Source organism: Nannocystis sp. (genome assembly GCF_016714285.1).
In the GTDB taxonomy this organism is placed as follows: Bacteria; Myxococcota_A; Polyangia; order Nannocystales; family Nannocystaceae; genus Nannocystis.
Map to the genome: position 1 here is coordinate 300,110 of NZ_JADJNN010000008.1, position 12,236 is coordinate 312,345.

Below are 12,236 nucleotides of genomic sequence, written 5' to 3' on the forward strand. Positions count from 1 at the left end.
GTGGTGTTCGGAGCCGCCCGTGAGGCGGCTCCGGCCGTTAAGCGCCCACCGCCGACCCCCCGTCGCTGGGTCGCCGGACCTGCCGGGCCCCGCGGGAGCTGATCGCCCGGGCATTTCGGGGCTAGGCAGCGCCTACATTTTCCGGCAGGGTGGTCTGTGCAGGATCTGTCAGCGATTTCCTGCAAGCCTTCATCGGCCGCGACGCGTTGACCGCAGTTCGCCAAGCCCAGGAGTAATCGTCGCCATGTCCAACACCGAGAACTCAGCCCTCATCGCCCTCAGCGAGCTCAAGAACCTCGAGGCCAACCGAGTGGCCGACATCGAGAGCCAGCGCAAGGCCAAGGAGGAGTCCGAGCGGCGCGCCCGCGAGGAGGCCGAACGTCGCGCCCGCGAGGAGGCGGAGCGCATCGCCAAGGCTGAAGCCGATCGCCTCGCCAAGCTCGCGGCGGAGAAGGAGGCCCGCGACCGGGAGGAGCGCCTGCGCCTCCAGGAGGCCGACCTCCGCGCCCGCGCTGAGCAAGAGGCCCGCCTGAAAGAAGAGCAGATGCGCCTCGACGCGCAGGTCAAGCTCGCCGAGAAGAAGGCCAAGCCCGTGTGGCTCTACGCCGTCCTCGGTGTGCTGGTCCTCGGCCTCGGCGTCGGCGTGTGGCAGTTCATCGACTACACCAACAAGCAGGAGGAGCAGGACCGCCTGGAGAAGGTGGCGCAGGCCAAGAAGGACGCCGAGCAGAAGGCGGCGATGGAGGCCCTGATGGCCGAGCTCAAGGGCCTGAAGGACGAGCAGAACCGCCTCGAGACCGAGAAACAGGCCCTCGACGCCAAGCTCAACAACGTCACCGACGCGGCCGAGAAGCAGCGCCTGTTGGCCGAGAAGGCCGCCCTCGACGCCCAGATCGCCGAGAACGCCAACAAGCAGACCAAGAAGCGCGGCCAGACCGGCAAGCCCTCCGGCGACGGCGACACCAAGCCCGAGAAGTCCAAGGGCGGAGTCGTGGTCAAGAAGAACGTCGACGATCCGCTCGACGGCCTGTGATCGATCGCCAGCCGATCGCCAGCCGATCGCCAGCCGATCACCGAGTCAGCTCGAAGCGCGCCGGACAGGGAGCGATGCCCCTTGCCCGGCGCTTCGATCTTTGTTAGTAAGGCTCCCCCCGCTTCCGGCCTGGTAGCCAAGTGGTAAGGCAGAGCTCTGCAAAAGCTCTATACGCCGGTTCAATTCCGGCCCAGGCCTCTTGTACACACGCAGCCCCCGCCGGTACTCACCGCGGGGGCTTCGTGCTTTGGGTCTCGCAGAAGTCTGCGGCGGGCGCCGCTGGCCCGGCCTGAACGATGTTCTTCGACCCGGCGGGTGGCTGCCACGCCAGCACACCGGGCAATCAGAGAGAGACATCGGCGACGTGGACCGTTACCATCGTCGGAGCCTCGAGGGCCGTGCCCCGTGCACGAGTCGTCGCGGGCGCGACGACTCATGAACACACGTCGACAAGGTGCACGTGCACCGGCCACGAGCGAGGGGTCCTCCGCCGTCGACCCATTGATCGGCGCGACCGTGGGGGGTCGCTACACGATCCGCCGCCTGCTCGCGCGTGGCGGGGTTGGCCTCGTCTACCTCGCGCAGCAGCGTGACCCAGACCGCGAGGTCGTCGTCAAGGTCCTCGCGCCCAACTGGATCGACAACACCGAGGCCGTCGCCCGCTTCGAACGCGAGGGCCAGCGCCTCGGCGCGGTGCAGCACGCCAACATCGTCAGCCTCTACGAGTGCGGCCACGAGAACGGCGTGGCCTTTCTGGCGATGGAGTACCTGGTCGGCGAGCTGCTCGGCGACTACCTCGCACGCAAGGGCGGCCGCCTCAGCGTCGAGGAGTTCGTCCCGATCGCCGCGCAGATCCTGAAGGGCCTCGGCTACGCCCACTCGCGCGGCCTGATGCACCGCGACATCAAGCCCAGCAACATCATGCTGTGCGTCCGCAAGGGCCGGGCCAACGTCGTCAAGATCCTCGACTTCGGCATGGCCAAGCTGATCGCCGGGGAGCAGGACATCACCAGCGAGCAGATCGTCGGCACCGCCAACTTCCTCTCACCAGAGCAGATCAAGGGCGAGGCCGTCGACGCCCGCGTCGATGTCTACTCGCTCGGCGTCCTGTTCTATGGCCTGCTCGGCGGGCGCATGCCCTTCGACGCCGACAACAACGCCGCGATCCTATACCGCCACGTCAACGACCCCCCGCGCCCGCTCGCAGAGGTCCTGCCGCCCGGGCACGATGTCCCCGCCGGCCTCATCGAGCTGATCATGCAGTGCCTGGCGAAGGACCCCGACGAGCGCCCGGCCGACGCCGACGCGATGGTCGAGGCGCTCATCGACTGCGTGCAGGCCTCGATGTTCCACCTGCCGCTGGCCGACAGCGCGACTGGTGCGGTGATCTCGTCGAGCTCGCTGACCGGCGTCCCCAACCCCGACGCGCTGCAGAGCGAGGTCTCGAACGCGAACCTCTCGCGCGCCGCCTCGCAGGGCAGCTCCGTTGCCACATCACTTGCCACTGGGCAGCCCGCGACCCAGCGAGGGCTACGACCGACCACCCACCGCGGCCTGCGTCCGCCCACGAACAATCGCCTGCGCCCGCCGAGCGTGCCCGCCCGCGCCGCCAGTGCCCACGTCGCGGGCCCCGATCCGGTCAGCACGATCATCACCCTCGAGGCCGCCAGCGTGGCGAGCCCGCGCGGCAACTGGGGCCTGGTGATCGGCGCCACCGCGGCGCTGCTGGCCGGCGGCCTGCTCGCGGCGGTGTACGTGCTCGGCGGTCCCGGGGAGCAGCCGCCGGCGCCCACCGTCGCAGGGATCGCCGCAGCCGCGAGCGCGAGCGACCGGGCTCGCGCGAGCGAGGTGCTCGACCAGGTCGACGCTGACATCCTCTCCGGCGAGTTCGACACGGCGCGCGGCAAGCTCGATGCCGCCTCCCGTGAGCTCGACGCCAACCCCGAGCTCAAGGCCCGCGCCGCCCGCCAGCGCGACCGGATCGCCGTGGCCACCACTTTCGCGGCCGCCCAGCGGCTCGAGAAGGAGGGCAAGAACGCCGCAGCTCTCGGCGCTTACCAGGACATCCTGGCGATTGACCCTGGCCACGTCGACGCCCGCGCCGCGGTGGCCCGCCTGCGCGAGACGCCGGCGTCGAAGCCGGGGACCACGCCGGTGAGCACGAGCCCCGCGAGCAAGCCGACCGGCAAGCGTGGGCCCGGGAAGCCCGGGAAGCCCGGCGAGCCCGCGTCGGTCGAGACAGGCGTCGAGCCCGAGCTGCCGCCGGAGCCCGAGAAGCCGGCCGAGGAGGATCCCTTCCTGCCCGTCGCCAAGAAGGACGACGGCGGGGTCTTTCTCCCAGTCGGCCAGCCCGCTGGAGGGACCAAATAAGTGACGCCTACCCATCATGTTCGCGCACGTCGGGCCGTCGCCCTGCTGACGCTCTCCGCCCTGTTCCTCACCACCGGTCCTTCGGGACATGTCCTCGCGGCCAGCCCTGCGGGCGCCACCGGGTCGGGTTCCGTGACCGCGGCCACGCCGGCACCCGCCGCGACCGCGACCGACCACCACGACCACACCAGGCGCCGCCGAACTCAGCGCTCAGGCGATCGATCGCTTCAAGGCCAAGGACTACGACGCCGCCGTGCGTCTGTTCGAGCAGGCCTACGCCCTCGATCCGAACCCCAACTACCTCTTCAACATCGGTCGCGTGTACGAGGAGAAGGGCGACATCCGCAGCGCCGTCGACTACTACCAGCGCTTCGTCAAGGAGCCGGGCGTCGAGATCGGCTCGCGCGAGCTCGCGGTCCAACGCCTGCGGGTGCTCAAGGCGATCCTCAATGAGACCGAGACGCCGGCAGGGAGCCAGTCCGCGCCGCAGCCGGCCGCCGCCACGCCGCCCCCGGGGGAGCCGGGCCGTCGCAGCACCGACGATCCCGATCCGAAGAAGACGATGCGGCTCGGCGGCTACGCGCTGATCGGCGTCGGTGGCATCTCGATGATCGTCGGCGGCATCTTCGGTGGGCTCACGCTGGCCAAGAAGGGCGAGCTCAACGACTCGCACGTGGTCGAGGACCGCAAGTCGCTCGCCCACCAGGGCGAGACCTTCGCCGTCATCTCGGACGTGACCCTGTTCACCGGCGCGGTGCTGCTCGTCACCGGCATCGCCCTCGCAGTGGTCGCCCGCAAGCCGCGCGCCGCGGCGCGCAGCGCCATCCTCCCCAGCGTCGGCCGCACGCACGCGGGCCTCAGCTGGAGCCTGCGCTTTTAGTCGAACCAGCTTAAGTCTTTCAGGAGCCCGTCATGACCCTCGCCTCGCGCCCCAGCGGCCTCGCTCTCGGCCCCGCTCTCCTGCTCGGCGTCGCTGGCGCCGTCGTCGGCGCAGCGCTGGGCGCCTGCTCGCTCGCCGTCAGCTTCGACGAGTGCCGCAACGACGGCGACTGCCTCACCAAGATGGGTGAGCAGTGGACCTGCGACCAGGGCCATTGCGTCGCGCCGAGCGGCGACGACAGCACGACCGCGACCTCCGTCACCCCGACCACCGAGTCGCCGACGACCGCGACCACCGGGGCCCCGACCACCAGCGCCGAGAGCAGCACCGGCCAGGTGAGCGCCACCACGACCGGAGACAGCACCAGCGGCAGCAGCACCGGCGAGGGCAGCAGCAGCGACACCGGCGTGGTCGCCTGCACGCTCAACAGCGAGTGCGAGGCGGCGCTCGGCGACAATTTCCTGTGCGTCGAGACGCTCTGCGTCGACGCGCTCAGCGAAGAGTGTCAGGTGCTGGTGTGGCCGAGCCAGGGCTCGCACGACAAGGTCGTGCTGCTGGCCAGCATCATCCCCGCGAGCCCGCCCTTCGACGCGATCACCGTGCCGCTGCAGAACGCGGTGCAGCTGGCGATCGAGGACTACAACCGCACCACCGACCTCCCGGGCGGCAAGCGCATCGCCTGGCTGGCCTGCGACGACGCCGGCAGCGCCGAAAAGGCGCTCGCCGCCGCCGAGCACCTCACCGGCGCGCTCAAGGTCCCGGCGATCGTCGGCCCGGTGTTCAGCGAGCAGGTCATCGAGGTCGCTACCAAGGTCACGATCCCCGCGAGCACCTTCCTGATCACCCCCTCGGCCACCAGCAAGCAGATCACCAACCTCGCCGACAATGACCTCGTGTGGCGGCCGATCTCGAGCGACGTGTACCAGTCGAACGCGCTGGCGGACCGCGTGCTCGCGCTGGCCGCCACCCGGGTGGCCATGCTCGGCAAGGCCGACGCCTACGGCAAGGGCATCATCAGCGACGTCACCAAGGTCTTGAACCCCAAGCTCGGGGCCAAGTTCAAGAGCTTCGAGTACCCCGATCCCGTCAGCAAGCCGCCGGACCAGATCATGGCCGACTACGCGGCGATCCTCGCCGACGCGTGGGGCGACAAGGGCTTGCACCCCGATCATGTGCTGATCGCGGGCACCAGCGAGGCGATCAACCTCGTGCTCGGCACCATGCTCGCGTGGGGCGCCGAGAACCCGCCGCCGACCCAGCCGCGCTTCATCGTCACCCACGGCGCCGTCCCCAGCATGGAGGACATCGTCAACAGCGCGCCGGACGGCATCAAGGCGCTGCTGATGCCCTACGTCGAGGGGGTCGCGCCGGACGTGCTCGACCCGCAGAACTTCGCCGCCTTCAACATCCGCTACAAGATCCGCTTCAACGACAGCGACGCGATCACGGCCTCGTCGCTCGGCTACGACGCGACCATGGTCACGATCTTCGCTATGGCCGCGATCCCGGCGGGCGAGCCGGTCACCGGCCCCGCGATCGCCGGCAACATGGGCAAGCTGGTCGACGCGATGGGGACCAAGGTCAGCTTCGACGACGTTGACGGCACGGACCTGCTCTTCATCAAGAAGGCCCACAACGCCCTCGTCAGCAAGAAGACCGTCGACCTCAAGGGCGTCAGCGGCGAGCTGACCTTCGACCTTGCGACCGGCGAGGTGCGGACCAACGTGATCGGCTGGGGCCTGACGCCGAAGATGGGCATGCCCACGGTCCCGGTGCTCACGCCCATGCGGGTCTACGTGCTCGATCCGCCTCCTGCGGTCACCGGCACCTGGATGGACCTTTAGCGTCCCGGCGGCCAGGGGAGGCCAGGGGCGGCCAGGGGAGTCCTGGGGACGGGGAGGGAGCGGGGTTGCGCGACCTCGTGCCTTGACCGAAGACAAGCGCCCGTGGCCTGCGCTAAGCTCGCGGCCCGTGGAGTCCCGAAGCCCGAAGGTGCGCCGCAGCGGCCCCGCGCGCGTCGATCCCCAGCCGGGGCAGACGATCGGCGGCCGCTACACGATCGTCCGCCTGATCGCGCGCGGTGGGGTCGGTCTCGTCTACCTCGCGCGCCAGTCGGTCAGCAACGTGGCCGTCGTGGTCAAGGTGCTGGCGGCCAACCTCGTCGGCGACAGCGAGGCCAGCGCTCGCTTCGATCGCGAGGCGCAGCGCCTGCGCGGCGTGCAACACCCGAACATCGTCGAGATGGTCGACTACGGCCACGCCAACGGCTCGGCCTACCTCGTGATGGAGTACCTGCAGGGCGAGCTGCTCAGCGCCTACGCGGCGCGGAAGGGCCCGCTGCTGCTCGCCGACTTCGTGCCGATCGCGGCGCAGATCCTCAAGGCCGTCGGCTACGCGCACAGCCTCGGGCTCATGCATCGCGACCTCAAGCCGACGAACATCATGCTGTGCGTCCGCCAGGGCCGCGGCAACTTCGTCAAGATCCTCGACTTTGGCATGGCCAAGCTGATCGAGGGCGAGCGCGACATCACCTCGGAGCAGATCGTCGGCACCGCCAACTATCTCTCGCCGGAGCAGATCCGGGGCGAGCCGCTCGACGCCCGCGTCGACGTGTACGCGATCGGCATCACCTTCTACGCGCTGCTCGCCGGGCGCCTGCCCTTCGCCGCCGATAACAACGCGGCGCTGCTGTACAAGCACGTGCACGAGCCCCCGCCGCGGCTCGGCGACGTGCTGCCCGCCGGTCACGACGTGCCGGCCGGGCTCATCGCGCTGATCCATCGCTGCCTCGCCAAGTCCGTCGCCGACCGCCCCGCCGACGCCAACGCGTTGGTCAAGCAGCTGGTCGACTGCGTGCCCGGCGAGCTGTTCCACCTGCCCGTCGCGGAGGGCGGCGCGGCGTCGCCGTCGTCGTCCTACGCGGTGCTGCCCGAGGGCGTCGATGCGGGGCCCGAGGACCTGAGCGGGCGGCTGACCCGGCCGGTGCAGTCGCTGCGTGACGCCGCGACCACCGAGCCGAGGAAGGTCGCCGAGGCCCGGAGGGCGGCCGCCCCGGCAGCGTTGGTCGCGGGGACCGGCGCGGGGACTGGCGCGGGGACCGGCGCGGCCGGGACCGCGAGTCGCGGCCGGTCACGCGTGCGGGTCCAGGTGCGGCCCGCTGCGCCCGTACCGGTCGCCTCGCCGTTGCTGACGAGCCCGCCCGACGAGGGCGGCAAGCTGTGGATCGGCCTCGCCGTGGTGGTGCTGCTCGGCTTGCTCGGGCTCGCCGGATATCTCCTCAACCGCGGGGCGGCCCAGCCCGCCGCACGCCCGACCCCGCAGATCGACGAGCGTCGGCTCGTCGCGGGCCTCGAGCAGGTCGAGCTCGACATCAACACTGGCAAGCTCGAGCGCGCTCGCTCGGGGCTCGGCGAGCTCGACCCGAGGATCGCCGCTGGCTCGAGCCTGCGCCCCCGCGCCGACACGGCCCGCAGGCGCCTCGATGTGGCGGAGGCGATGCTGGACGCCGAACGTCTCGAGGACGCGGACGACCGGGCGGCGGCCCAGAGCCGCTACCGCGACGTGCTGACCCTCGATCCGGGGCACGCCGAGGCTCAGGCGGCGCTCGCTCGTCTCAGCAGCGCCACACCGACGGGTGTCCCGATCTCGGTGCCGAAGACCCGCCCGCCGCGTCCCGCGAGTCCTGCCGGCGAGGCGCAGCCGGGCGAGACGAAGCCTGCCGGCGAGACGATGCCTGCCGGCGAGGCGAAGCCCCCGGTCACGGCGAAGGCCACCGATCGCGGGGTCGAGGGCCCGGTCGAGGTCACACAGGAGGGGCAGGGCGAGGGCCAGAGCGGGCTCATCCCCGGCGTCAAGAAGCCGGACGGACCGGTCTTCTTGCCCACCGAAGCGCCCGGCAAGTGATCCGAGGCGGTCAGGGCGTGCAGGCCACGGACGCGACCGTGAGGTCGTCGACGCTCCAGCCGGCGAAGTCCGGCGCGCCCGCGACGCGCTCGACGCACACGCGCACGCGGAAGTTCTTGGCCTGATTGCCGCTCGCGTCGAACTTCACGAAGGTCCAGTCGGCGTCGTCGCTCAGCTGGTCGTAGCCGGTCTCGAGGTTCTTCCAGCTCGCGCCGTTCCACACGTCGATCGTGTGGATCACCTTGGGCAGGGCGGGCGCGTGGAGGTGACGCCAGAAGCTGACCCACAGCGAGCCCTTGACCTTGCTGGTGTCGATCGGCGGCGAGCTGATGCATGCGACGTCGTGGCCGTCGTCGGCGTCGAGGCCACCGACCGCGGTGCCGGCGAGCATGCCGTCGGCGCCCGGCGAGTGATCGTCGGCCGGGTCAGCGCCGCCGACCCCAGCCGGCGAGGCCTGGGCCTTGGCGAAGTCCCACAGCTTGTCCTGCTCCCAGCCGGGGGCCGGCGCCGTGAAGTCCTCGAAGAACAGCGCGCCCGCCTCGCTGGTCGTGCAGCTGCCGGCCTTGCAGGTCGACACCACGGTGCAGCTGTCGCCGTCGTCGCAGTCGCTGCCGTCTTTCAGGTCGGCGGCCAGGCAGGCGCCGCTGTTCGGGTCGCACTGGCCGAGCGTGCACGCCGAGTCGAAGCCGGAGCAGTCGACCTGCTCGAGCGGGGCGCAGGCGCCGGCCTGGCAGCTCGAGCTCAGGCTGCACAGCGAGCCGTCGTCGCAGGCCTTGCCTTCGTTCGCCGGCGCCGCGACGCACTCGAAGCTCTGCAGGTCGCAGCTGCCGGCCGTACAGAGCCCGTCGAGTGACTCGCAGGCGCTGTCGTCGAGGCAGGCCGGGACCACACACAGGCCCTGCGCGCAGGCCATGCTGGCGCAGTCCTTGCTGTCTTTGCAGCCATGTCCCACGGGACAGGCGTCGCAGGGGCCGCCGCAGTCGACGTCGCTCTCGCCCTGGTTCTGCTCGCCGTCGTCGCAGCTCGGCGGTGGCCCGCCGGAGCTGCTCGAGCTGACGGAGCCGACCGTGCTGGTCATGATCGGGCCGTCGTCGCTGCTCGTGCTCTCGGCGGGCTCGCCGGTGCTGGCCGCCCCGCCGTCGCCGCTGCTGCCATCGACGATCGGCGGCGGTGACAGGCACCCCGTCGTCGCCACCATGAAGATCGCTTGCGCGGCCCACCGCCGCACCCCACCCACCACCATGGGCTCCACGCTAACGGCCGCTCGCGCCGCGGACAAGCGCCGCGTATGGCGCGTCGCACGGGCACCTGTCCGCGAGGACAGGGTATCGCGCCCGGCCGCGCGGCCGTGGGCGCCTTCGTCCGGAGCTGTCCTTTCGGTCAGGCAGCGCGGGAGCCCGCGTGATCACGCGGTCGGCGGATCGGGGAGCCAGCAGGTCACGATCGTGCCGCCGCCCTCGCGCGCCTCGATGCGCAGGCTGCCGCCGTGGGCCTCGACGATCTCGCGGCACAGCGCGAGGCCGAGGCCCGAGCCGGTGCGCTTGGTCGAGTAGAAGGGCAGCAGCACCTTCGACATCAGCGCGGGCGGGATGCCCGGTCCGCGGTCGAGCACCTGCACGTCGTAGCCGCCCTCCGCCCGGGCCAGGCGCACGGCCACGCCGCTGTCGGTGCCGCCGGCCTCGACCGCGTTCTTGAGCAGGTTGATCAGCGCCTGCTCGATCTGCGAGCGGTCGATGTGGGCCATCGCGTTGAGGTCGGTCGGGCTGGCGATCAGCTCGAAGCGCACGAAGTCGATGAGGCGGTCGAACAGGCTGCGCCACTTGAGCGCCTCGATCCGCGGCTGGGGCAGGCGGGCGAATTGAGTGTAGCCGCGGAGGAACTCGCCGAGGTGCTTGGCCCGCTCCTCGATGGTGTCGATGATGCGGTCGAGCCGGGCGTCGCGCGCCTCGGCGGCGTTGATCAGGCGGGCCGAGTGCAGCAGCGAGGTGATCGGCGCGAGGGTGTTGCCGATCTCGTGGGCGATGAGGCGGAGCACCTTCTTCCACACCTCGACCTCCTGGCGGGCGAGCTCGTGGGTCAGCTGCTTGACGGTGTAGGCGGTGTGCGGGCGGCCGCCCATCTGCACGCCGCGCTGCACGAGGTGGTAGGCCTCGAACTCGCTGCCCGGCCGCTCGACGGTGAAGAGGGCGTCGCGTCCGCGGGCGATCGCCTCGCGCAGCTCGCTCGGCTGGTCGGCCAGGACCTCGGCGAAGACCGCCCCGATCAAGCGCACATCCGGGGCCTTGAGCCAGGTCTGCGCGGCGAGGTTGACGTACACGATCTGGCCGAGCTCGTCGCACAGCACGTAGGCGCTGGTGGTGACGGCGAGCAGCGTCTCCAGCAGCACCTCGCGCTCCTCGATCTCGAGCTGCGCCCGGCGCAGCGCGGTGATGTCGTTGATGAAGCCCTCGATAGCGATCAGCCCGCCCGCGGGGTCGTACACGCCCTGGCCCTGCTCCCACAGCCAGCGGTCCTCGCCCCGGGCGGTGCGCACGCGGTAGGTGGTGCGGTAGGGTCGGCGCTCGGCGACGCCCTGTTGGACCGCGTCCCACACCGCCTCGCGATCGTCGGGGTGAATGATCGACGCGTAGCTGATCGGGCCCGAGACGAAGGACTCGGCGCTGTACCCGGTGATCTCCAGGCAGCCGGCGCTCATGAACTCCAGCGGCCACTCGCGGTCGTTGAGGCAGCGGAACACGATGCCCGGCAGGTTGCTGATCAGGGTGGCGAGGGTGCGGTGGCTCTCGCGGGCTTCGGCCTCGGCGGCGTGTCGGCGCCCGAGCAGGGCCAGCGTGCGCTCGACCGCCTCGAGCCGCGCGGACAGGCCGGCCGGGCTGAACGGGCGCAGCAGGAAGTCCATCGCGCCGCCGGCCAGCAGCGCGGCCGCGCGGCCCTCGTCGGCGGTCACCGCGAGGATGAGCGTGTCCGGGTCGGTGAACACGGCCCGCAGCGCGCGCTCATCGACGAGGCAGCGATCGTCGACGACGGCGAGGCGCAGGCCGTAGCACGGCGTCGACGGCAGCGTCGCGGCGAACTCGAGGCGATAGCCGCGGGCCTGCAGCAACTTGGCGAAGGCGGCCCGTAGCGCATCGTCGGCGGTCAGGACCAGGGTGCGGGGCGCGAGGCCCGGGTCGCTAGCGACGGACACGCGGGGCAGGGTAACCAAAATTCGGCCGGCCACGGGGCGGGCCGGAGGCTCCGCCCGCCCCGCGCCACGTAGTGTGGTGGGCGTCAGCGCGCAGTGGCCGCGAGCAGCACGGCCTCGGCGTGGCCAGGCACCCGTACCGGCCGCCACAGCGCCTCGATGCGGCCATCGGCGCCGATCAGGAAGGTGCTGCGAACGATCCCCTCGAGCTTGCGGCCGTACATCAGCTTCTCGCCGTAGGCCCCGTAGCTGCGGGCCACCGCGTGGTCGAGGTCCGAGAGCAGCGGGAAGCCGAGGCCCTGCTTGTCGCGGAAGCGGGCGTGGGACTTGAGGTCGTCGCCGCTGACCCCGAGCACCGTCACGCCAGCCTTCGTGAAGGCCGCCTGGCGGTCGCGAAAGTCGCAGGCTTCCACGGTGCAGCCGGGGGTGCTGTCGCGCGGATAGAAGTAGAGCACCACTCGCTTGCCGCGCAGGGCGGCCAGCGAGTGCTCGCGGCCGTCGTCGCCGGGGAGGCTGAAGGCGGGCGCCAGATCGCCGAGGTGCGGGCTGGCCTTTGGTTCCTGTCCCGAAGGACTGGCTGGGTTCGCCGTGGGCGGGGCGGGCTGGGTCGCCGCCGACTTGGCGGCGGTGGTGGTGGACTTGGCGGGGCTGCGACCTGGCATGCGGGTGACCTCCGTGGTCTGCTCCTTCATACCTGCCGCCGCGCGGCGTGGGCAATCCCGGTGCGGCGTGGCGCTGCGGAGCGACGGTCCTCGGCGGCGAGTGCGGGGCAGATCTTCGGCCCCGAGGCGCGTTCAGGCCGGGGGGGTCGGGCCCGCGGCCCGCATGGCCTGTCATGGCCTGTCATGGCCTGTCATGGCCTGTCA

The 12,236-nt window shown here is 71.2% G+C and carries 8 protein-coding genes and 1 tRNA gene; 6 read left to right on the forward strand and 3 right to left on the reverse strand.

Features of this window, described 5'->3' with window-relative positions:
* The first annotated feature begins 244 nt into the window (after positions 1-244).
* From IPJ59_RS16345 to IPJ59_RS16370, 6 genes are all read left to right on the forward strand, one after another.
* Positions 245-1,033, forward strand: a complete 789-nt coding sequence (locus IPJ59_RS16345; protein WP_293272414.1) for a hypothetical protein — start codon at positions 245-247, stop codon at positions 1,031-1,033.
* A gap of 126 nt (positions 1,034-1,159) precedes the next feature.
* A tRNA-Cys gene (locus tag IPJ59_RS16350) sits at positions 1,160-1,231 on the forward strand.
* A gap of 318 nt (positions 1,232-1,549) precedes the next feature.
* Positions 1,550-3,403 (forward strand): serine/threonine-protein kinase, encoded by a 1,854-nt coding sequence (locus IPJ59_RS16355; protein WP_293272415.1) that lies wholly within the window; start codon positions 1,550-1,552, stop codon positions 3,401-3,403.
* A gap of 217 nt (positions 3,404-3,620) precedes the next feature.
* Complete coding sequence (locus tag IPJ59_RS16360; RefSeq protein ID WP_293272464.1) at positions 3,621-4,283, forward strand: tetratricopeptide repeat protein; 663 nt, start codon at positions 3,621-3,623, stop codon at positions 4,281-4,283.
* A gap of 32 nt (positions 4,284-4,315) precedes the next feature.
* On the forward strand, positions 4,316-6,127 hold the full coding sequence (locus tag IPJ59_RS16365; protein ID WP_293272416.1) for an ABC transporter substrate-binding protein: 1,812 nt from the start codon (positions 4,316-4,318) through the stop codon (positions 6,125-6,127).
* Between the two features lie 127 nt (positions 6,128-6,254).
* A complete protein-coding gene (locus tag IPJ59_RS16370; protein WP_293272417.1) occupies positions 6,255-8,186 on the forward strand; it encodes a serine/threonine-protein kinase in 1,932 nt (643 codons plus the stop codon).
* A gap of 10 nt (positions 8,187-8,196) precedes the next feature.
* On the opposite strand, the gene IPJ59_RS16375 is transcribed toward IPJ59_RS16370, so the two are convergent.
* From IPJ59_RS16375 to bcp, 3 genes are all read right to left on the reverse strand, one after another.
* Positions 8,197-9,429 carry a hypothetical protein gene (locus IPJ59_RS16375; RefSeq protein WP_293252353.1) on the reverse strand — a complete coding sequence of 411 codons (1,233 nt, stop codon included), beginning with the start codon at positions 9,427-9,429 and terminating at the stop codon, positions 8,197-8,199.
* A 162-nt stretch (positions 9,430-9,591) separates the two neighbouring features.
* On the reverse strand, positions 9,592-11,373 hold the full coding sequence (locus IPJ59_RS16380) for an ATP-binding protein (protein ID WP_293272418.1): 1,782 nt from the start codon (positions 11,371-11,373) through the stop codon (positions 9,592-9,594).
* Between the two features lie 83 nt (positions 11,374-11,456).
* The gene (gene bcp / locus IPJ59_RS16385; protein ID WP_293252357.1) at positions 11,457-12,062 is read right to left on the reverse strand and encodes a thioredoxin-dependent thiol peroxidase; all 606 of its coding nucleotides are present in this window, start codon (positions 12,060-12,062) and stop codon (positions 11,457-11,459) included.
* Between the last annotated feature and the right edge of the window lie 174 nt (positions 12,063-12,236).